Origin of the sequence: Xanthomonas sp. 3058, assembly GCF_014199765.1 — a bacterium.
Taxonomy (GTDB): Bacteria; Pseudomonadota; Gammaproteobacteria; order Xanthomonadales; family Xanthomonadaceae; genus Xanthomonas; species Xanthomonas campestris_B.
The window spans coordinates 45,489-67,444 of record NZ_JACHOF010000010.1 but is presented as its reverse complement, the minus strand read 5'-3'; the positions used below and the strand labels follow the sequence as shown (position 1 = coordinate 67,444).

17 protein-coding genes and 1 pseudogene are annotated in these 21,956 nt (G+C 66.7%); 7 read left to right on the top strand and 11 right to left on the bottom strand.

The window, feature by feature from the left end; genetic code table 11:
• Positions 1–427 precede the first annotated feature (427 nt).
• Positions 428–490, top strand: a pseudogene (locus GGR61_RS21190) (hypothetical protein); the annotation flags it as partial.
• Between the two features lie 147 nt (positions 491–637).
• Positions 638–1,399 (top strand): hypothetical protein, encoded by a 762-nt coding sequence (locus GGR61_RS21185; protein ID WP_326520631.1) that lies wholly within the window; start codon positions 638–640, stop codon positions 1,397–1,399.
• A gap of 1,343 nt (positions 1,400–2,742) precedes the next feature.
• Here the strand turns inward: GGR61_RS21185 and fis are convergent.
• The 3 genes from fis to GGR61_RS13630 all read right to left on the bottom strand — a co-directional run bounded on the left by fis (position 2,743) and on the right by GGR61_RS13630 (position 4,964).
• Positions 2,743–3,015: a DNA-binding transcriptional regulator Fis gene (gene fis, locus GGR61_RS13640; protein ID WP_002804983.1), complete on the bottom strand. Its 273-nt coding sequence runs from the start codon at positions 3,013–3,015 to the stop codon at positions 2,743–2,745.
• A gap of 116 nt (positions 3,016–3,131) precedes the next feature.
• The gene (locus GGR61_RS13635) at positions 3,132–4,310 is read right to left on the bottom strand and encodes a DUF3426 domain-containing protein (protein ID WP_184621998.1); all 1,179 of its coding nucleotides are present in this window, start codon (positions 4,308–4,310) and stop codon (positions 3,132–3,134) included.
• A 276-nt stretch (positions 4,311–4,586) separates the two neighbouring features.
• Positions 4,587–4,964, bottom strand: a complete 378-nt coding sequence (locus tag GGR61_RS13630) for a helix-turn-helix domain-containing protein (RefSeq protein ID WP_184407808.1) — start codon at positions 4,962–4,964, stop codon at positions 4,587–4,589.
• Between the two features lie 148 nt (positions 4,965–5,112).
• Here GGR61_RS13630 and GGR61_RS13625 point away from each other — a divergent pair, with 148 nt between their 5' ends.
• Complete coding sequence (locus tag GGR61_RS13625) at positions 5,113–5,616, top strand: hypothetical protein (protein WP_184407807.1); 504 nt, start codon at positions 5,113–5,115, stop codon at positions 5,614–5,616.
• A gap of 12 nt (positions 5,617–5,628) precedes the next feature.
• Here the strand turns inward: GGR61_RS13625 and prmA are convergent, their stop codons facing one another.
• From prmA to GGR61_RS13585, 8 genes are all read right to left on the bottom strand, one after another.
• Positions 5,629–6,549 carry a 50S ribosomal protein L11 methyltransferase gene (gene prmA / locus GGR61_RS13620; protein ID WP_184621996.1) on the bottom strand — a complete coding sequence of 307 codons (921 nt, stop codon included), beginning with the start codon at positions 6,547–6,549 and terminating at the stop codon, positions 5,629–5,631.
• Between the two features lie 613 nt (positions 6,550–7,162).
• The gene (accC, locus tag GGR61_RS13615; protein WP_184407805.1) at positions 7,163–8,530 is read right to left on the bottom strand and encodes an acetyl-CoA carboxylase biotin carboxylase subunit; all 1,368 of its coding nucleotides are present in this window, start codon (positions 8,528–8,530) and stop codon (positions 7,163–7,165) included.
• A complete protein-coding gene (locus GGR61_RS13610) occupies positions 8,520–8,954 on the bottom strand; it encodes a four helix bundle protein (RefSeq protein WP_184621994.1) in 435 nt (144 codons plus the stop codon). The genes accC and GGR61_RS13610 overlap by 11 nt, the downstream gene beginning before the upstream one ends.
• Positions 8,955–8,974: 20 nt before the next feature.
• On the bottom strand, positions 8,975–9,460 hold the full coding sequence (accB, locus tag GGR61_RS13605; RefSeq protein WP_184407803.1) for an acetyl-CoA carboxylase biotin carboxyl carrier protein: 486 nt from the start codon (positions 9,458–9,460) through the stop codon (positions 8,975–8,977).
• A 97-nt stretch (positions 9,461–9,557) separates the two neighbouring features.
• Positions 9,558–10,004: a type II 3-dehydroquinate dehydratase gene (aroQ, locus tag GGR61_RS13600; RefSeq protein WP_184407802.1), complete on the bottom strand. Its 447-nt coding sequence runs from the start codon at positions 10,002–10,004 to the stop codon at positions 9,558–9,560.
• A 659-nt stretch (positions 10,005–10,663) separates the two neighbouring features.
• Positions 10,664–12,976: a protein-disulfide reductase DsbD gene (locus tag GGR61_RS13595; RefSeq protein ID WP_184621992.1), complete on the bottom strand. Its 2,313-nt coding sequence runs from the start codon at positions 12,974–12,976 to the stop codon at positions 10,664–10,666.
• Between the two features lie 5 nt (positions 12,977–12,981).
• Positions 12,982–13,314 (bottom strand): divalent-cation tolerance protein CutA, encoded by a 333-nt coding sequence (gene cutA, locus GGR61_RS13590; protein ID WP_184407800.1) that lies wholly within the window; start codon positions 13,312–13,314, stop codon positions 12,982–12,984.
• A gap of 354 nt (positions 13,315–13,668) precedes the next feature.
• Positions 13,669–15,444: an endonuclease gene (locus tag GGR61_RS13585; protein ID WP_184621990.1), complete on the bottom strand. Its 1,776-nt coding sequence runs from the start codon at positions 15,442–15,444 to the stop codon at positions 13,669–13,671.
• Positions 15,445–15,867: 423 nt separating this feature from the next.
• On the opposite strand from GGR61_RS13585, the gene GGR61_RS13580 reads away from it, so the two are divergent.
• From GGR61_RS13580 to GGR61_RS13565, 4 genes are all read left to right on the top strand, one after another.
• On the top strand, positions 15,868–16,155 hold the full coding sequence (locus tag GGR61_RS13580; RefSeq protein WP_003483210.1) for a co-chaperone GroES: 288 nt from the start codon (positions 15,868–15,870) through the stop codon (positions 16,153–16,155).
• 136 nt (positions 16,156–16,291) lie between these two features.
• A complete protein-coding gene (gene groL / locus GGR61_RS13575; RefSeq protein WP_184407798.1) occupies positions 16,292–17,935 on the top strand; it encodes a chaperonin GroEL in 1,644 nt (547 codons plus the stop codon).
• A gap of 358 nt (positions 17,936–18,293) precedes the next feature.
• On the top strand, positions 18,294–21,185 hold the full coding sequence (locus GGR61_RS13570; RefSeq protein WP_260287840.1) for a TonB-dependent receptor: 2,892 nt from the start codon (positions 18,294–18,296) through the stop codon (positions 21,183–21,185).
• 560 nt (positions 21,186–21,745) lie between these two features.
• The gene (locus tag GGR61_RS13565) at positions 21,746–21,955 is read left to right on the top strand and encodes a hypothetical protein (RefSeq protein ID WP_184621988.1); all 210 of its coding nucleotides are present in this window, start codon (positions 21,746–21,748) and stop codon (positions 21,953–21,955) included.
• The last annotated feature ends 1 nt before the right edge of the window (position 21,956 follow it).

Sequence of the window (21,956 nt, the reverse complement as noted above, 5' to 3'; positions counted from 1 at the left end):
GCAGCGGCAGCGATCTCACCACCGGCTATGGCAGTACCTCCACGGCCGGTGGCGAGAGCACGCTGATTGCCGGTTACGGCAGCACCCAGACCTCGGGCAACGCCAGTTCGCTCACTGCCGGCTACGGCAGTACGCAAACTGCGCGTAGCGGTAGCGACCTCACCACCGGCTATGGCAGCACTTCCACGGCCGGTGGCGAGAGCACGCTGATTGCCGGGTACGGCAGCACCCAGACCTCGGGCAACGCCAGTTCGCTCACTGCCGGCTACGGCAGCACACAAACCGCGCGTAGCGGCAGCGACCTCACCACCGGCTATGGCAGCACCTCCACTGCCGGTGCCGACAGCACCTTGATTGCCGGCTACGGCAGCACGCAGACCTCCGGCGGCGAAAGCTCGCTCACCGCCGGCTATGGCAGTACCCAGACCGCGCGCAAGGGCAGCGATCTGACCGCAGGTTACGGCAGCACCTCCACTGCCGGTGCCGATAGCACCTTGATCGCTGGGTACGGCAGCACGCAGACCTCCGGTGGCGACAGTTCGCTGACCGCTGGCTATGGCAGCACGCAGACCGCCCGTAGCGGCAGCGATCTCACCGCCGGTTACGGCAGCACCTCCACCGCTGGCTCGGACAGTTCATTGATCGCCGGCTACGGCAGCACGCAGACGGCGGGCTTCAAGAGCATCCTGACCACCGGCTACGGCAGCACCCAGACCGCGCAGGAGGGCAGCGTGCTCACCGCCGGTTATGGCAGCTCCTCCACTGCCGGCTCGGACAGCTCGCTGATCGCCGGCTACGGCAGCACGCAGACGGCGGGTTTCAAAAGCATGCTCACCGCCGGCTACGGCAGCACGCAGACTGCGCAGGAGCGCAGCATGCTCACCACCGGCTACGGCAGCACCTCCACCGCTGGTCACGACAGCACGCTGATCGCCGGCTACGGCAGTACCCAGACGGCCGGTTACAAGAGCATTCTCACCACCGGCTATGGCAGCACCCAGACCGCCCAGGAGAGCAGTTCGCTCATCGCCGGCTACGGCAGTTCATCGATGGCCGGCCCGGACAGTTCGCTCATCGCCGGCTATGGCAGCACCCAGACGGCCGGCTACGACAGTTCACTGACGGCCGGTTACGGCAGCACCCAGACCGCGCAGAGCAGCAGCTGGCTGATCACCGGCTACGGCAGTACCTCCACCGCCAGCTTCCAGAGTTCGCTGATTGCCGGCTATGGCAGCACCCAGACCGCAGGCTACGAGAGCACCCTGACCGCCGGCTACGGCAGCACCCAGACGGCGCAGGAAATCAGCTGGCTCACCACCGGCTACGGCAGTACGCAAACCGCAGGACATGGCAGCATTCTGACCGCCGGCTATGGCAGCAACTCCACCGCCGGTTATGAAAGCATCTTGATCGCCGGCTACGGCAGCACCCAGACCGCCGGCTACGACAGCACCCTCACCGCCGGCTACGGCAGCACGCTGACCGCGCTGGAAAACAGCACGCTCACCGCCGGCTACGGCAGCACCGAAATCGCCGGGTTCTCCAGCACCCTGATCGCCGGCTACGGCAGCAGCCAGACCGCCGGTGGTGACAGCACGCTGACGGCCGGTTACGGCAGCACCTTGACTGCACAGGACAACAGCTCGTTGACCGCCGGCTACGGCAGTACCGAGACCGCAGGCCAAGACAGTTCGCTGATCGCCGGGTATGGCAGCACGTTGACCAGCGGCGTGCGCAGTTCTCTGACGGCCGGCTATGGCAGCAATCAGATCGCAAGCTATGGGAGTTCGTTGATCGCCGGGCACGAAAGCACCCAGATCGCCGGACATCGGAGCATGCTGATCGCCGGCAAACTGAGTTCGCAGACCGCCGGTTCGCGCAGCACGCTGATCGCCGGCATGGGCAGCATCCAGACGGCGGGGGATCGCAGCAAGTTGATCGCCGGTGCCGACAGCACCCAGATCGCCGGCGATCGCAGCAAGCTGTTGGCCGGCCGCAACAGCTACCTCACTGCCGGAGACCGCAGCAAGCTCACCGCAGGCGATGACTGCACGCTGATGGCCGGCGACCGCAGCAAGCTGACGGCCGGCAAGAACAGCATCCTGACCGCCGGAGCCAACAGCAGGTTGATCGGCAGCCTGGGCTCCACCTTGACCGGCGGCGAAGACTCGGTATTGATCTTCCGATGCTGGGACGGCAAGCGCTATACCAACATCATCGCCAAGACCGGCGAGGAAGGGGTCGAGGCCGACACCGCCTACCAGGTCGATGACGACAGGAACGTGGTCGAAAAATTCGATGACCCGTTCGAAGAACCGTTCGATACGATCGTGCTTGAGCATGACGGCGGGCCGGCGTCTGCAGCCGATCATGCGCCCGCCGCGCAATCGCCCCACTGAGCAGGGCGGCGCAGGCACGCCATCGGCGTCGCTGATCCAGGTCTGCGATGGCCAACTGCCGAATGCGGCAGTTGGCCTGACCGGATGCGTTCGACCACGCTGTGCAGCGAACCCGGCGACGGCGCCAGCCCGCGTGGCATCACGCAGGCACGACCAGAAGCGCATCATCACGCGTGCAGCCAACACGCCCACGCTGGGCACGCATCGACAGCGGGACGTGCCCCGGCATGCGCAAGGCACAACCGATCAGAAACGTGGCTCCGGCGAATGGCAGATGCCCTGCGTGCCGGACTGCCAGCGACGCGACACCGCGCCTGCGAGTGCCCGGCTCCGATGCCCGCCCTCAGGTCAGCCCATATTCCTTGAGCTTCTTGCGCAAGGTCGCCCGGTGAATGCCCAGCATCGCCGCCGCGCGGCTCTGGTTGCCCTCGCAGTGGTTGAGCACTTCGACGAACAACGGGATCTCCATCTCGCGCAACACGATTTCGTAGACGTCGTCCGCATCGCTGCCGTCCAGGTCGCGCAGATAACGGCGGACGGACTGGGCCACGTGTTCGCGCAGAGGCGACTTCGGGGCGCCACGACTGGTGTCAGGACGAGAGGGGGCTGCGTTCAAAGGAGGTTCCCAGTGTCACGAAGCCGGGACGCGTGGCCGGCGAGGGGGAGTGAGTCTAGCGCGTGACCTCAAAGGTCGCCACGCCCATGTGGCCATTCGTTGCACGTCGCGTCGGCTCAACGGAACTCGAAACTGAAGGCGGCGGTGCTCGCGGCCGGTTCGCGGACGGAAAACGCCACCTGCACCGCCTGGCCTGGCGCCAGCGTGTCCTGCGCGGCCGGCGGCTGGCCCAGATACTCGTGTGGCGCCAGCACCCGCGTGCCGATCACCCGCCCATCGGCGTCGGACAGCGACAGCTGCAGCCACGGCCAGGCCTGCGCCCAGCGCGCGTCGTTGCGGAAACTGGCCTGCACCTGCAGTGCACCGGGCACGCCCGGCAACGGGCGCACCTCGCGGTTGAGCAGGGTCAGCGCCGCCGGCTCGCGCCACGCCGGCAACGTGCAGCGCAATGCCTGGCAGGCCGCACCGACCAATGGCCGCCAGTGTGCGTTGGCGGCCAAGTGGGCGCGGTCGGCAATGACGATCTGCACGGCAAGCACGCCCAGCAGCCCGAACAACACCGCCCACTGCGTTGCGCTGGCACGTAGCCGCGGGCGGCCGAGACCACGTCTTGCGAAAGCGGGCGCGGCGACGGCCGGCGGCCGTTGCGGAAGGTGCGCTGCGGTCGAGGCGCTGGAGGCGGCGACGGCGCCAGCGACCGTTGCGGTGTTGGCGGACGCGTGTTGCGCCGCGATCCCGGACGCTGCCCCAGCGTGGACGTCGGATGCGTGATCCATGCCGCGCGCGGCAGGAGGCGTGAGCTGAGCCACCGTCGCTGTGGCCGGGCCTGCGGTGTCCGGGGGCAGGCCATCGGCCGGGGCGGCATTGGCAGCCGGGGCGTGATCGGGCTGCTGCGTGCTCGAGGTGGCCGGCGCTGCGTCCATCGCCGTGGCAGCGGCCGCCGGCCGCGGGTGTTCGCTGCCCTGCGTGGCTGCAGCGCGCGGTGGCGCGGGCGACGGCGAAGCATCAGTGGAATCGAGCGACGCCGACGCGTCCAGGCCATCGCGACGGGGCGTGGCGGCATCGATGTGTGGCGGCCTGCCCGCAGGCGTCGCTGGCGCGGCAACGATCGGCGCCAGCGGTGCAGGAGCCGGCTCCTGCGAGGGTGCAGGTGGCAGGTCTGCAGATGTCACCGGCAGCGGCTGTTCCGGCGCGTGGACGGGCGGCACCACCGGCGTTGGAATCAGCGATGGTGCGGCCGGCGTCGCACGCAGGAACGTGGCAAGGGGGCGGCGCGGTGGCGGAGTCTCTGGCATCGGCAGGCGTGCAGCGAGAAGAGCGCTATTCAACCACGTGCACGCCGCTGGGCGAACCCGGGGGGCGCAGCGGCCGCACCCGACACTGCACGCACGCACGCATGCATCGGCCACCGCATGGGTACACCCCAGCCAACGATGCACTCAACGCCGGTTTGCAATCGCCCACCAATCAGACACGCTGCCGTCGATTCCCGATTCCCGATTCCCGATTCCCGATTCCCGAATCCCGAATCCCGAATCCCGAATCCCGAATCCCGAATCCCGAATCCCGAATCAGCGCCTGCGCCGCGTCTTCCCCTCCGCCAGCAATAGATCCAGCAACCCGCTGCGCTGACGCGGTGCCAGCGTGTCGAAACGCGACAGCAGCATGCGTTGCTGGTCGTCCAGGCGGCGATATTGGGCGGGTTCTTCGGCGATGGCCGATACCGGCGGGCCGAACGTGCGCTCACCTCGGCCCGTGGCCAGGTATTCGAAGGCCATGCCGCTGCGCTTGGCCAGCCCGATCAGGTTCTCCACCGACGGCGCGGTGCCTTCGGCCATCTCCCACTGCGCGACCGCGCTGCGCGTCACCCCCAACTCCCCGGCCAGCGCTTCCTGCGTGAGCTTGGTGAGGCTGCGGGCTTCTCGTATTCGCTCGTACAGCTTGCTCACACGGCACCGATGGTGGGGGGACGGGCCGGGAGATATAGCTCTAGAAGCCCTGCTTCATAGTTCGTATTACTTTCATATCGCTCTATGTTTGCGATACTGTCCTGCCGTCAATGACGACAGCATCACAACGAACTCAAGGAGGATGTTCATGGTCGAGCCAGCCACTTCCAAATCCCGTGCCGCGCACTCCGATCCCGCGGCACCAGGGGCTCCACCCACCGCCCCGTGGCCTGCGCATTCGCCATTGGACCCGGGCGTCAGTCGCTTCCACGGCGCGGCGCGCTACCTGGTCTGGCGGCGCAATGCGGACTGGATGGCGGTGCGTGAGGGCATGCATTGGTCAGCGGGACTGGCGCCGCGGAGTTGGGCGCTGCGTTACCGGCACTGGCGGCTGCTGGCTTCGGGCATGCTGTTGTTGGGCCTGGCCGGCGGCGTGACGCTGGCCGGCACGCAGGGGTGGGCGTCCACCGCCTGGGCGGCGCTGCTGCTGGCCGAGCTGGCGTTACGTGTCTATGCCGCCAGACACGCCGGGCGCTGGCGCAACGCGGCCCTGCAGCGCGACGGCTGGCAGGCGGTCACCCGCTTGCGGGCGATCAGCGCGGCCGATGCGTTGACCACCGCGCAGATCCGCGCCGGCCGGCCGGCGCGCTGAGGGTGCAGCGAGTCAGGCGCGGCGCACGCCGTCGATGCGCATCCAGTCTTCGTCGCGTTCGCAGCGCAGTTGCTCAAACCACGGCGCGTAGCGCTGCAGCAACGCGTCCTCCTGGCCGTGCAGGATGCCAGACAGCGCAATCCGCCCGCCCGGCGCCACGCGGGCGGCCAGGGTGTCGGCCAGCGTATCCAGCGCCGAGGCCAGGATGTTGGCCACCACCACCGGGTAGGTCTGCACCGGCTCGTCCTGCGGCAGATGCACGGTCAGTTGCGTCTCCACCGCATTGCGCGCGGCATTGTCGGCGGTGGCCAGCAGCGCCTGCGGGTCGTTGTCCACGCCCACTGCACTGGTCGCGCCCAGCTTCAACGCGGCGACCGCGAGAATGCCGGAGCCGCACCCGAAATCGAGCACGCTGCGGCCCTGCAGCTGGCCGTTGCCAGCCAGGCCGTCCAGCCAGCGCAGGCACAGCGCGGTGGTCGGATGCGTCCCCGAACCGAACGCCAAGCCTGGATCCAGCCGCACCACCGCCGCGTCGGGCGCCTGCGCAGCCTCGGGCAGGTCGTGATTCCACGGCACGATGAAGGTGCGCGTGCCGAATTGCATCGGTTTGAACTGATCCATCCAGGCGCGTTCCCAGTCGTCGTCCTGCACGCTGCGAAACGCCACCTGGCTCCAGTCCAGCCCGGGATCGAACGCTTCCAGCGCGGCCAGCAACACCAGCGCATCGCTGTCGCCATCGAACAGCGCGGTCAGCACCAGCGTGTTCCACAGTGGCGTTTCGCCCACGCCGGGTTCGAGGATGGCGCGCTCGTTGCTGGTATCGGCATCGGCGTCGAGCAGGGTCACCGCCAACGCGCCCACATCGTCCAGCGCATTCTGGAAACGGGGCTGGGTGGCATCGGAGCAGGGCAGGGTCAGTTCAAGAAACGGCATCGTGGCGGCTAGGCAATTCGAAAGCGTGCATCGTAGACCATTCGTGCAGGCGGACTGCTGGGCCGGGGCTTTCTTGCGCTGCGCGTGCCAGTGGGGGGAGTGCCGGGCGGCCACCTCCAGCGCCTGGCGCGAACGTCGATGCGACCCTCGCAGGTCGTCCTGCGCCGTGCGTCCGCGCTGCCGGTTTTCGTCGATGCGGTACCACTGCAGGGGCATCATGCACGCCGAACCACCAGGGCATGCTGCCAGGAGCGTCAGCGCTCATGTCGCCAGGTGTCGCTGGCGAACCTGGCGGCAACGGTGCATCTGTTGCTGCGGCTATCCCGCGTGGTGGTCGGCAACGATCCGCGCCTGCCGTTGGCGGCCAGTTGCAATGACCGATACGTTGTCGGCATGCCGCGCGCCGTCGGCCGTCGCGTAGACGGTAGGGAGAACCCCGTCTTGCGGTGACGAACATGGGGCGGTGGATCGTGCGCGTCGCTGTCGCGTGCATGCCTGCCTATCCGCGCGCGGGAACACACGGTCACATGAAACACGGCGTAATCGGGTTCGTGTTTCAGTGGCATAAAAAAAGCCCGGTTTCCCGGGCTTTTTCGTGACTTGCGGCTTGCGATCAGACCAGCGCGATCGACTTGTTCTTGCGCTCGGCCAGGCGCTTTTCCAGATAGTGAATGTTCTGCCCACCGGCCTGGAAGCCCTTGTCGCGCATGATGCGCTGCTGCAGCGGGATGTTGGTCTTGATGCCATCCACCACCATCTCGCTCAGCGCCACGCGCATGCGCGCGATCGCGGTCTCGCGGTCGGGGCCGTGCACGATCAACTTGCCGATCATCGAGTCGTAGTTCGGCGGCACCTTGTAGCCGGCATAGATGTGCGTATCCACCCGCACACCCGGGCCACCGGGCGGATGGAAGGCAGTGATCAGGCCCGGGTTGGGCATGAAGGTTTCCGGGTCTTCGGCGTTGATGCGGCACTCGATCGCATGTCCGCGCAGCACGATGTCGCTCTGCTTGATGCTGAGCTTGTGGCCGGCGGCGATGCGCAGCTGCTCGCACACCAGGTCGATGCCGGTGATGCGCTCGGTCACCGGGTGCTCCACCTGGATACGCGTGTTCATTTCGATGAAGTAGAAGCGCCCGCCTTCGAACAGGAATTCGAAGGTGCCCGCGCCGCGATAGCCGATGCGGATGCAGGCATCCACGCACACCTTGCCGATCTCGGCGCGCAGTTCTTCGGTGATGCCCGGTGCCGGCGCTTCTTCCACCACCTTCTGGTGGCGGCGCTGCATCGAGCAATCGCGTTCGCCCAGATGGATCGCGCCGCCCTGGCCATCGGCGAGCACCTGGATTTCCACGTGACGTGGATTTTCCAGGAACTTCTCCATGTAGACCTGATCGTTGCTGAAAGCGGCCTTGGCTTCGGACTTGGTGGTTTCGATCGCAGCCTTCAACGCCGCCTCCGAATGCACCACGCGCATGCCGCGTCCACCGCCGCCGCCGGCGGCCTTGATGATGACCGGGTAGCCGATTTCGCGCGCCACCTTGGTGTTGGCGACGATGTCGTCGCCCAGCGGGCCGCCCGAACCGGGCACGCACGGCACGCCGGCGGCCTTCATCGCGCGGATCGCCTCGACCTTGTCGCCCATCAGGCGAATGGTGTCGGCCTTGGGACCAATGAAGATGAAGCCGGATTCTTCCACGCGCTCGGCGAAGTCGGCGTTTTCCGACAGGAAGCCGTAGCCGGGATGGATGGCCTGCGCATCGGTCACCTCGGCCGCGGCGATCAACGCCGGGATGTTGAGGTAACTGTCGCTGGAGGCGGCCGGGCCGATGCACACCGACTCATCGGCCATGGCCACGTGCTTGAGGTTACGGTCGACCGTGGAATGCACCGCGACCGTGCGGATGCCGAGCGTGTGGCACGCGCGCAGGATGCGCAGCGCGATTTCACCTCGGTTGGCGATGACGACTTTATCTAGCATGGGATTGGGGATTCGAAAGTGGGGATTCGTAGAAGGCGCCGGTCTCGCGGACATGTCGCGATTCGTCCAGCGTGCGGATCAATGCATTGAGCTTGGCAAATGTGCGATTCAACAGGTCGAGAATTACCGCATCCGGTGCAGCAAACTGCAGCCGGGTTGCAATCTGCAGTTGGGTGTCCAGCTCCGCCAACGAACCGCGCGCCATCGAGAGGTAGCGCAGGTACTCGGCCGTGGAGCGCCGCGCGGCGCCTTCGGCGATGTTGGACGGAATGCTGATCGCCGCGCGTCGCATTTGTGCCGTCAGTCCAAAGCGTTCGGAATCAGGAAAGTCGTGGCTCAGGCGGTAGATGGTTTCGACAAGCGACATCGCGTCGCGCCATACCGTCAGGCGCTCATGCGGTCGCTCTTGCGAATCCCGAATCACGATTCCCTAATCCCCGCGCTTCAGCCAATCACAAACAACGGCTGATCGAATTCCACCGGCTGGCCGGTTTCGCCGAGGATGGCCACGACGGTGCCGGAGATGTCGGCTTCGATCGGGTTGAACATCTTCATCGCCTCGATGATGGCCAGGGTGTCGCCGGCCTTGACCTGCTGACCGACGGTGACGAAGGCCGGCTTGTCCGGCGAAGGCGAGGTGTAGAACGTGCCGACCATCGGCGCGCGCAGCACGTGGCCTTCCGGCAACGCAGCGGCCTGCTTGGCACCGCCGGTGGAGGCCTCGGTGGGCGACTGCATCGGCATGGTGGCGGCGGCCGGTGCCTGCGCGACGGGGGCCGGCGCGTACTGCTGCATGGGAGCGCTCATCATGGCCGTGCCCTTGGGCACGCGCGCCAGACGCACGCTTTCTTCGCCTTCCTTGATCTCGATTTCGGCGAGATTGGACTCTTCGAGCAGGTCGATCAGTTTCTTGATTTTGCGGAGATCCATACGGGCCTCATAAGGTGAATCGGTGGGGAGTGCCGGTGGGCACCGGCGGGATGGGGTCAGACGCCCGGCGTGGGCGTCGGTGTCGGTGCTGCAGCTCTCATGCGTCGCGCTCCAGGCGCGCGATCACCGCTTCCAGCGCCAGCCGGTAGCTGTCTGCGCCAAAGCCGCTGATCACGCCGTCGGCCTTGTCGCTGAGATAGCTGTGGTGCCGGAACGGCTCGCGCGCATGCGGATTGGACAGGTGGATTTCCACGAACGGCAGACCCACGCCGAGCAGCGCGTCGCGCAGCGCCACCGAGGTGTGGGTGAAGGCGGCCGGGTTGATCAGGATGTAGACCGTACCGTCCTCGCGTGCGGCATGGATGCGCTCCACCAGCACATGCTCGGCATTGGATTGCAGGCAGGCGAGCGTATGCCCGGCCGCCTGCGCGCGGTCGACCAGGGCCGCATCGATCTGCGCCAGCGTGGTGCGCCCGTAGACCTCCGGCTCGCGGGTACCGAGCAGATTGAGGTTGGGGCCATGCAGCAGCAGCAGGTGGGCCATGACATCCAGCAGAGCGGAAAGGCCAGAAGTCTGCGCGATGTGGCCGATGCTGTCCAGATAGGCGAAGTTATGCGTGTTTTAAACGGGCGATTGAAAATGCCCGGTGGTTGCGACCGGTGCGAGTGCTGGTGGGCATCGGGGCAGAACAGGTCCGGTTGCGAAGGTCCTTCGCCTGCCGTGCGTGACGCGGCTGCGCATCGTCATGGAGTCAGACGCGATGCGCTGGGGCGCGGCCACTGGGCGACACGGCCAGGCCGGCAGCGTTGCCGGTCCGGATGCCTGCATCCTCCACTGCTACGCGTCAGGGTTCTGTGCCGCCGGCAGCAGTTCGTCGTTCGCGTCGTTGATCGCGCCACCTCGCGCGATGGTCGACCGTCCGGGTGGCATGCTGGGGCAGTGGGCGAGGTGGAGTGTCGCAAGTCCCGCCGCCAGCGATGCCGCCGGTCGCCGCTGGCGTGTCTGCCGGGACCACAAACGGCAAGCGGATGCTCGCCGTCGGTCGCCGGATCAGCTTGCGCTCCGCAGCGGCAATGCCGCCATGGAAACGACCTAAATCAGGGCAGCGCCATGCGTAGCCTGGGTGTCGTTGCCCGGGTTGGTGTGCCGCCCTCGATGCTGTCGTAGAGCACCACATCCTTGCCCGCATCTCGAAACGCGGCTCACCGCGCTGCCCGCAGCAACGCATCCTCGGTAATCGCATTGGTCAGCACCGTGGGCAGGATCGCCGGCGGTGCGCCTGGGCCGTAGACCACATAGAGCGGCACGCCGACCGCCTGGTGCTGGTCGAGGAAGGTGCTGATGGCCGGGTCGACATTGGTCCAGTCGCCTTTCATGTAGACCGCATCGACGCGGCGCAGCGCGTCGCGGAACTCGGCGCCTCCAAGCACGTTGCGTTCGTTGGCCTTGCAGGTCACGCACCAGTCGGCGGTCATGTTGACGAACACCACGCGATTGTCGGCGCGCAAGCGGTCCAGCAGTTGCGGCGAGAACGTGGCCGCGCCTTCGGTGGCGACAGCCGCCGGCAGGCGCAGGCGGGTAACCGCAACCACCGGCACCAGGGCCAGTACCAGCATCACCGCAGCCAGGCTCATGCCCAGGCGGTGGCTGTTCCAGCGGCTGCGCTCGAAGCACCACAGGCCCAAGGCGAGCAGGGTGGTGCCGACCAGCATCACGGCCAGTGCATCCACGCCGCGCTGCTTGCCCAGCACCCACAGCAGCCAGATCGCGGTGAGATACATCGGGAACGCCAGTACCTGCTTGAGCGTTTCCATCCACGCGCCGGGCGTGGGCAGGCGCCGCGCCAGCGAGGGAATGAAACCGATCAGCAGGAACGGCAGCGCCAGGCCCAGGCCCAGCGCCAGGAACACCAGCATGGCCAGCAGCGCAGGCGCAGTGAACGCATACGCCAGTGCGGTGCCCATGAACGGGGCGATGCAGGGGCTGGCCACCACGCAGGCCAGCACGCCGGTGAAGAAATCGCCCAGCGGACCATTGCGCGCGGCCAGCGACTGGCCGATGCCGCCCAGGTTGCTGCCCAGCGTAAACACACCCGACAGGCTCAGGCCCACCGCGAACATCAGATATGCCAGCGCGGCGACGAACCACGGCTGCTGCAGCTGGAACCCCCAGCCGGCGGCCTGGCCGGCGGCGCGCAAGCCGATCACCAGCCCGCCGACCGCCGCAAACGACACCAGCACGCCGAGCGAATACCAGATCGCGTGGCTGCGCGCGTGGCTGCGGCTTTCGCCGCTGTGCGCCAGGCCCAGCACTTTCAGCGACAGGATCGGCAACACGCAGGGCATCAGGTTCAACACCAGTCCGCCGAGCATCGCCAGCACCAGCATCGCCAGCAGGCCCTGTTCGGTCTGCGGTGGCTGGGTGCGTTGCGGGTTCTCGGCCGAGGCGTCTGCGGCGGGACTGGTGCCGGCGGCGGGCGTTGGCGCAGGCGCGGGTTCGACCGGCGCCTGTCCAGCCGCCAGCGGCGAGATCATCAGCGGTGCGGCCTGCGCCTGGTTCTGCGGCGACACCGTGCCGGCCGGCAATTCCAGTGCCACGCGGCGGGTCATCGGCGGGTAGCAGATGCCGTCGGTCTGGCAGCCCTGGAAGGTGGCCACCAGCGTGACGCGTGCCGGATCGGGGCGCTCGCGCAGCAGCGGCAAGGTGACTTCGGCCTGGTCGAAATACACCACCACATCGCCGAAGTGTTCGTCGCGGTGCGCTTTGCCTTGCGGCCAGCGCGGCAGCCCGGTGCGTACGCCGCTGGCGCCTTCCAGCGCCAGCGAGGTGCGGTCGCGGTAGATGTAATAACCGGGGGCGGGAGTGAAGCGCAGCAGCAGGCTGTTGCCATCGCCGACGATGGCTTCGAAGGTGAATGCCTGCTCGGCGGGCAACGGCAGCGCGTCCACGCCAGCGCCCTGGCCGGCGCTGCCGAACAGGCGCGGGCCTGCCGGTGCGCGTGGCACCAGCGCGCCCAGGTTCTCGCGTTGCGCTGAGGGGGACGCGGCGGTGGGCAGGGTGACGCGCAGTTCGCGGCGTTGCGGCGGGTAGCACACGCCGGCATCGGCGCAGCCCTGGTATTGCACCTGCAGCACGGCGGTCTGCACCCCCGGCTCGGCCTTGCCGGCCAGCGTGGCCTGCAGTTGCTGGCGGTAGGTCTGCACCTGGCCGAAGAACTCGTCGCGCTTGCTCTCGCCTTCCGGCAACGTGAGTTCGCCGGCGGTAAACCCCTGCCCGGATTTGACGCTGATGCGGTGGCGATACAGGTAATAGCCCGGCGCGATCTTCCAGCGCAGCGCGATGCTGTCGCGGCTGGCGGCAGTGGCGCTCAGCGTAAAGGCCTGATCCACCGGCAGCAGGTCGGCTTCGGTGACTGCGGCGCGCGCCGGCAGCGGTGCCACCAGCGTCGGCGCAGCGACGAATAACGGTGCGGCCAGCAGTGCGCAGCGGGCGATCCAGCGGGACAGAGACTTCATGGACGTCAGGATTCCTTGCGGGTTTCGGCCCGGACCCAATCGAGATAGGCCGGCAGCCCGGCGCTGGCTTGGACAGCGACGGCCTCCGGCAGTTCATACGGATGCAGGGCCTGCAGCCGCGCGATGGCGTCGGGCAGGCGATCTTCCCAGGTCTTGATCAGCAGCAGGACTTCCTGGCTGCGCGTGATCGCGCCGTTCCAGCGGTACAGCGACTGCGCGCCGGGCAGCTGGGTGACGCAGGCGGCCAGCCGCGCGTCGAGCAGGGCGTGCGCGATGCGATCGGCACTGTCGGCATCCGGACAGGTGCTGAACAACACATGGAGGGGCGGGGTACTCATCTTAGCGCGGCAGTGTAATCCCCCTGCTCGCGCAGGATCGAGCCGGCATTCCGGAATAGGGCGTTGACTTCGCCCGGCGGTCGTCCCGCCGTCGCTGCAGCTGGGACACCGACGTCGGAGGGGCGAAACGCAGATGCCGATGCTCGGGCGGCCCTGCGCGCGGGCGTGCAAGGTGCGCGAGCAAGCGCGCACGGTGACAACGCTGCAGGCGCGAGGCTGCATGCGCGCGAGGGCAGACGTTGCGCAATGGCCGCGGGCGTTGCGCGACCAGGACGCGGGTGTGATCGTCGCTCAGGCCAGCGGCAGGCGGCCACATTCTCCGGCCCGACGCAGCACGCGCCGGGCCGGGTGAGCTCAGTTGGCCAACTGGCAGCTGGCCGGCTTGGCCGAGGTGAACAGCCCGGAGGTGGCCCATTCGGGGTGGTCGACGAACGGGTTGCGGTTGCCCTGGAAGCTGAAGATCACCTCGTTGCGGGCGCGCTCGGCGTCGTCCGGCGGGTCGGCCTGGTGCCAGGCTAGCAGGGTGGACAGCAGGCCCATGTAGGCCGGCGAGGCGGAGGTCTTGACGATCTTGCTGCGATCGTCGGTGAGCTCCAGGTCTGGCTCGGATTGGCCGGTCGCGGCATCGGCGCCGCCTTCATAGCGGATGGCCATGTACATCACCGCGCGCGCCATGTCGCCCTTGCGCTTGCCCCACACCTCGAAGGTGCCGCCATTGCCGTCGGGCGTGAGCACCCAGTTGGAATTGCCCGGGTAACGCCCGCTGCCGCCGCCACTGCCGTCGTTGACCTCGGTCGCGCGCTCGCCGCAGCCGCTGGTGCAGGTGGCGTAGGGCTTGTTGCCACGGTCGGCGTTGAAGGCGGTGTCGGTCAGATACAGCATGTGGGTGTCGGTGTAAGGCGCGTAAGGCAGGCCCTTGTCGCCGCTGGCGCTGCCGAAGCCCAGCGAATTGGGCCAGGTGTGCTCGCGGTTGTAGGTGAGCCCGCTGCCGGTGCCGGCCCGGTCGCTGCCCTTGGCGTAGCTGCGGTTGCGGTAGGCGTCCAGGATCCGGCCGCTGTTGTTGGGATCCTCGTCGGCCATCTCCAGGATGGTCCAGGTGCTGGTGCCCGAGCCGCTGTACGGATACACGGTGTGGCCCTTGATGACCGTATGCAGCGAGCAGCGCAACTGGCCGGCATTGGCGGTATTGACCCGCGAGTAGTAGCCGGTGCCGCCGCCGCTGGCCGTGGCCACGGTGAAGGCGATGGCCTGGTTGGCGGCCGGGCTCAACCCGCTGGCATCGCGGATGGCGCTGGCAGTGATGGCCAGGCTGCAACGCTCGCCACCGACCAGGGCGGTGTTGGTGGACAGGCTGAAGCGGGTGCCGCTGGTGGGATAGCTCAGCGGCACGCTGCCGGAGCTGGCGCAACTCAGCGCGAAGGCGCCACTGCTCAGCGTCACCGCCTCGCTGAAGTCCACTGCCAGATCACCCGCAGCCGGGAAGCCGGTCGCGCCCTGGGTCGGGGTGGTGCTGGTGATCGACGGTGCCGCGCCGGTTTCGCCGCCACCGCCGCTGCCATTGAAGGTCTGGCCGCGATTGCAGGCGCCAAACGTCTGCGCCGACGAGCCGGCCCAGCTGAAGTTGGCCGCGCTGCTGCCGGTGCCGGTCAATTGCAGCGAACTGCCGACCGCGCTGTTGTTGCTCTCGCTGACCGGCAGGTTCTGGCTGGTGACGCCGGCGGCCGGGCCGCCGCTGCCGGTGATGCTGCCTTCGTAGCTGAGGAACTGCACCAGCTGCCCGCTCGGGTCCACCAGCGCCACACCGTCGTTGGGCCCGTTCTGCACGCCGTTGCTGGCGTAGCTGACCGTGGCCACGCGCGCCTGGCTGCCGCAGCTGACCAGGCTGCCGGCCGGCACTGCCGTGTTGGCATAGACCGTGGCCGCGCCCGGCGTGCTGCCGTTGTAGAGATAAATGCGGTAGCCGCTCAGCGATTCGCCGGCAGTGGCCACCACTTCCACCGCTTCGCCGCTGTCGCCGGAGGCGCCCGCGTCGTCGTAGTGCAGTTCGTTGATGAAGACCGCCGCGTGGGCGGTGGGGACGACCAGCGCGATGGCGCAGGTCAGCGGAAGAACGTGGGCCAGCAACCTCATCGACAGCTCCTTGTGATCGGGGTAGTGCGGTCCCGACTCTAGAGCCTGTGCATGACAATCGATGGAACCTGGTTCCACTTTTAGGTCAGCCGACACGCACGGCTGCGCGCACGGCCGGGCGCGTGCCGGCTGTTGGCCCGGTGCGCAATGCACCGCGCCGCCATGTCGGTTCGGAGCGCGCGATGCGCGCCTGTGCCGACGGGCGCTGCGCAGGATTGTGTCGCTGCCCGTCGCTGCCGGCTCGGGCTGACCGGCGAAAAAGTTTTATCGCCAGCCCTTGAAAGCGGCCCACGCAGCACAATCTCTGGCCCGCACCCGCTCTGTCGGGTTTTTTCCGCGCGCTGTGCTGGCAGTCGTCACATACGAGTGCTAACATCGCCGATAATTTCCAGACCAATCAAACACTTAAGAGGGTCTTTCTCTATGAGCATCAAGCCGCTTCACGACCGCGTTGTAGTCAAGCCGATCGAAGCCGACGAAGTTTCCGCCGGCGGCATCGTGATCCCGGACTCCGCCAAGGAAAAGTCCACCAAGGGTGAAGTCGTCGCCATCGGCGCCGGCAAGCCCCTGGACAACGGCAGCCTGCGCGCGCCGGTGGTCAAGGTTGGCGACAAGGTCATCTACGGCCAGTACGCCGGCAGCAGCTACAAGTCCGAAGGCGTCGAGTACAAGGTGCTGCGCGAAGACGACATCCTGGCGGTCATCGGCTGATAGCCGTTGCCCGCGGGAGTCGGGAGTGGGGATTCGGGATTGGTCACTGCGCTTGGCGCAGCTGATCCCGGATCTCCCCCGACCCCCGCTCTAGCCAATCCCTAATCCTCAATCCCAAATTCCGGAGTTACAACAAATGGCTGCTAAAGACATTCGTTTCGGTGAAGACGCACGTACCCGCATGGTTCGTGGCGTCAACGTTCTCGCCAATGCCGTCAAGGCAACCCTGGGCCCGAAGGGCCGCAACGTCGTGCTCGAGAAGAGCTTCGGCGCGCCGACCATCACCAAGGACGGCGTCTCCGTCGCCAAGGAAATCGAACTGGCTGACAAGTTCGAGAACATGGGCGCGCAGATGGTGAAGGAAGTCGCGTCGCGCACCAACGACAACGCCGGCGACGGCACCACCACCGCCACCGTGCTGGCCCAGGCCCTGATCCGCGAAGGCGCCAAGGCTGTGGCCGCCGGCATGAACCCGATGGACCTCAAGCGCGGTATCGACCAGGCCGTCAAGGCCGCCGTCATCGAGCTGAAGAACATCTCCAAGCCCACCACCGACGACAAGGCGATTGCCCAGGTCGGCACCATCTCGGCCAACTCGGACGAATCGATCGGCAACATCATTGCCGAAGCGATGCAGAAGGTCGGCAAGGAAGGCGTGATCACCGTCGAAGAAGGCTCGGGCCTGGAAAACGAGCTGGACGTGGTCGAGGGCATGCAGTTCGATCGCGGCTACCTCTCCCCGTACTTCATCAACAACCAGCAGAGCCAGTCGGCCGATCTGGACGACCCGTTCATCCTGCTGCACGACAAGAAGATCTCCAACGTGCGCGACCTGCTGCCCGTGCTGGAAGGCGTGGCCAAGGCCGGCAAGCCGCTGCTGATCGTCGCTGAAGAAGTCGAAGGCGAAGCGCTGGCGACGCTGGTGGTCAACACCATCCGCGGCATCGTCAAGGTCGTGGCCGTCAAGGCACCGGGCTTCGGCGACCGTCGCAAGGCGATGCTGGAAGACATGGCCGTGCTGACCGGCGGCACCGTGATCTCCGAGGAAGTGGGCCTGGCGCTGGAGAAGGCCACGATCAAGGACCTGGGCCGCGCGAAGAAGGTGCAGGTCTCCAAGGAGAACACCACCATCATCGACGGCGCCGGCGACTCGGCCGCGATCGAAGCCCGCGTTGGCCAGATCAAGACCCAGATCGAGGACACCTCGTCCGATTACGACCGCGAGAAGCTGCAGGAACGCGTGGCCAAGCTGGCCGGCGGCGTTGCCGTGATCAAGGTCGGCGCTTCGACCGAAATCGAAATGAAGGAAAAGAAGGCCCGCGTCGAAGACGCCCTGCACGCCACCCGTGCAGCCGTCGAAGAAGGCGTGGTCCCGGGCGGCGGTGTGGCCCTGGTGCGTGCGCTGGTGGCCGTCGGTAACCTGACCGGTGCCAACGAAGACCAGACCCACGGCATCCAGATCGCCTTGCGCGCCATGGAAGCCCCGCTGCGCGAGATCGTGGCCAACGCCGGCGAAGAGCCGTCCGTGATCCTGAACAAGGTCAAGGAAGGCACCGGCAACTACGGCTACAACGCCGCCAACGGCGAGTTCGGCGACATGGTCGAGTTCGGCATCCTGGACCCGACCAAGGTCACCCGTTCGGCGCTGCAGAACGCAGCCTCGATCGCCGGCCTGATGATCACCACCGAAGCCATGGTGGCCGATGCGCCGAAGAAGGACGAGCCGGCGATGCCCGGCGGCGGTGGCGGCATGGGCGGCATGGGCGGCATGGATTTCTGATCCAGCCCCATCGGTTGTTGCCTCAAAAAAGGACCCCGCCGAAAGGCGGGGTTTTTTTGTGCGCGGGGCGGCGGAACACGCCTGCGACGCGTGGCCTGCCGCAATGGCGCGCGGGCTTCGGGCACCTGACGGACCCAAGCGTGTCGGCACTGTCGCGCCTGCAAGGCCGTCATCCGGCGCACAGTTGCATGACAGCCCCTTGACACCGATGTCATGGCGGTCATAGCGTCGCAGGGCAGGCGCTTGCGCCGCGCGGTAGGGGGCCGCCGGACAAGGGGCAGCGATGCAGTGCATCGCTGGCGGGCGTCGTTGCAGCGCATTGCCACGCCGGCCATGGCCGGCTTCTCCCGGGGATCTTATGAACTGCCGCAGCCATCGCCTTGCCTTGTCGATTTCCTTGTCCCTTGTCCTGACCGCCGCCGCGGCGTCGTCGGCCGTTGCCCAGCAAACCGAGCCGGAGTCGCCACGCGCCACCTCCACCCTGGATGCGGTGAGCGTCACCGGCTCGCGTATCAAGCGCGCACAGGTCGAAGGCGCGCAGCCGGTGGTCACCATCTCCGCGCAGCAGATCCAGCAGGAAGGGTTTGCCACCGTCTACGACGTGCTCAACAGCATGAATCAGCAGGGCTCGGTGGAAGCCGATACGCAATGGGGCTCGCACACACCCAACGCCTCGCCGATCAATCTGCGCGACCTCGGGCCGGGCCGTACCCTGCTGCTGGTCAACGGCCACCGCGTGGCCGATTACCCGCTGCCGTACGGCGGCGAAAGCAACTTCTCCAACTACAGCAATATCCCGTCCGCGGCGGTGGAGCGCATCGAGATCCTCACCGGCGGCGCCTCGGCGATCTACGGCTCGGACGCGGTGGCCGGCGTGGTCAACGTGATCCTCAAGCGCGACTATCAGGGCGACCAGGTGCGGCTGCGTGGCGGCACCGCCACTGAAGGTGGGCGCGACAGCTTCGACGTGTCGTGGGCAGGTGGGCGCACCGGCGAGAACTGGAGCCTGACCTACGCACTGCAGGCCACCCGGCGCGATCCGTTGAGCGGGCGCGACCGCCCCAAAATGGACGACTCCGACGACATGTCCTATTCCAACTGGACCGGCCAGAACCGGCTGTACGGCTTCAATCCGTTCACTGGTTTGAGCCTGGTCGATGCCAACACCAACCAGCGCCTGGCGCCGCCGGCCGGCACCTGCGCGCGCTTCGGCGGCGAGTTCGTCGATGCGCAGCGGCTCAGCTACGACCAGAACAGCGGCGCGCTGACCAATGCCGGCAATTACTGCGGCGTGGCGCGCGATTACGGCGACTGGGGCCTGGTCACCGGCAGCGAGGATTATTCGGCCTATCTCTACGGCACCTGGAAGTTCGGCGAACACACCGAAGCCTGGGCCACGCTGTCGGCCAACCGCAGCATCGGGCGCTGGACCTACGACCCGCCGTACGCGTATCTGGGCCCGTTCCAGGACGCGGCCACCGGGCGCTCGTTGAACCTGATCCGTCAGCTCACCCGGCGCGAAGCCGGCGGCTGGGACCGGCTGGCCAACTACAACAAGGAACAGTCCTGGGATTTGAGCGCCGGCTTGCGCGGGGTCTGGGCCGACCGCTTCGATTGGGAGTTGAGCGTGGGCCGCTCGCGCTACACCGTGGACGAATACATCCGCACCGTGGATACCGCGCGTGCCACCGCTTATTTCCTCGGCAGCCCGCTTGGCACCGGCGCCGATGGCAACCCGATCTACGCGATCAACGAAGCGCGCCTATACGCGCCGCTGTCGTCGAACCAATACGACGACCTGGTCGCCAAATCGCACAACGCCGCGTATTCGTGGGTGAATCAGGCCAGTTTCAGCCTCAGTGGCGATCTGGTGCAGGGCTGGGCCGGACCGATCCGCTTCGCCACCGTGGCCGAAGTGGCCAAGCAGGGCTATCAACTGTCGCCGGACCCGTGCGCCAACGCGTGCTACCCGGTGGACGTGGTCGATAGCGGCGGCGGCGAACGCGTGCGCAGCTCGGCCGGCCTGGAATTCCAGATCCCGTTGCTGTCCACGTTGAGCGCGAATGTGGCCGGTCGCTACGACCGCTATGGCAACTATCGCTCGTCGGCCGCTATCGCCACCGATGTCGGCACGCAAAGCGATACCACCTGGAGCGCCGGGCTGGAATGGCGCCCGGTCGAGAGCCTGTTGTTGCGCAGCACGCTGGCCACCAGCTTCCGCGCGCCGGACATGCATTACGTGCTCGGCGAACCCAGCTCCACCAACCAGACCGTGATCGATCAGTACCGCTGCATTGCCAGCGGCGCGTCCGTCACCGGCGGCTGCAACGACGAGAACAACAACATCTACTACACCGTAGATGTGAATCGGCGCGGCACCCCGGATCTACGCTCGGAAACCGGCCGCTCGTTCACCGGCGGGGTGGTGTGGGACATCGCGCAAGGGCTGTCGCTGAGTGTGGATTACTACCGCATCCAGCTGGAGGAAATGATCAAGGATCTGGACCGCGACGAGATCCTGTCCGCCGAAGCCGGCTGCCGCACCGGCACCACCGTCAGCGGCGGCGCCTGGAACAATCCCGGCGGCGCCGGCTATTGCGACACCATCACCTCGCGGGTGCTGCGCAATGCCGACGGCACCATCGCCAGCATCGAGCGCGGCCCGATCAACCTGGCGCAGATGGAAACCTCCGGCATCGACGCATCGCTGAAATATCGCCTTGCCACTGCCAGCTGGGGCAACTTCCAGCTGTCGCTGGACTACAACAACCTGCTCGCCTATCGCGAGCAGATCTACCGCACCGACAGCGACGAAAACCGCCGCGACGAGCGCGTGCGCAGCCGCGTACGCGGCAGCGTGCATTGGGACAACGGCGGCGCCTGGGACTGGACGGTGTACTTCCGCCGGCTCGGCTCGATGCGCGCGGTCAACTGGGGCACCTGCGCGCGCTTCGACGATGGCTACCAGCCCAGCGCGTCGGACCAATGCCTGGTGACCGACACCGCCAACGTGCATCTGGGCGAAACCAGCAAGCGCTACTTTGGCCGCGTGGGCCCGGCGATCTACTGGAACCTCAGCACCGGCTACAAGATCACCGACCACGCCAAGGTCAACTTCTACGTCAACAACGTGTTCAACGAAGTGGGTTACGAGAACAAGGAGCGCTTCTACGGCTACGGCTTCTACAACACCACCTTGTTCAACCCGATCGGCCGCGAAGTGGCGGCAGAGTATGTGTTTACGTTCTGATTGAACGTCGGTGATGCACCACACGCCACGGCGGTGTCGCCGTGGCGTGTGGTGCAGTGTGGAGGTGGGTGCGATACATGCAGACATGCTTGCTGAAACAATATATAAAACGATTTCTTGCCCAGGGATGATTCCCATGTGGCTGATTTATATGAAATTTAAGCGATTTTCAGGGCGCCTGAGCGCTGAGTCATGAAACGATACTCGCAGGGTGCACGGCATAGAGAGCGCTTGCGGAAATACAAGGGCCGGGCTGGTTTAAACGTCTCTGTCCGCAGTGATGCTTCGACATCAGATTGGCCCGGTCGAGATCGAAGTCGAGGCTTGCGAAAAGCGTGTCCAGCTGCATCGAGCGCAGCCGAATCAGCCGCTTGTTCGGCATGCTGAGCGTTCGAGTCGAACCCGATCGCATGCATCTCAGGACTATGCAAATCGCGGCAATGTCATCAGGTCCATGAAGCCTTTTGGGGGCGATACATTTGCGCGGAAACGGTCAGCGCGGGTCTAACAGCAGCCGGCATGCTCCTGCCCGATGACATCGCTGCAACGTTCCGTTGCCGATGAAACAGTGGCAGCGTCGAAACGCGCGTGTTATCAATGCATCCAATGAACGCACCCCGCAGCCCGTTTTATTTTTGGTACTACGGTTTTCCGATGCCGCTGGCGGAGGACGGATTGCGCTCACCCTGAAGGAAACTTCAGCAGCATTCCCGAAAAGCCGCCAGCGCACACTGGCGGCTTTTTTGTTGCCGCCTCGCCTGGCTCCCTGAT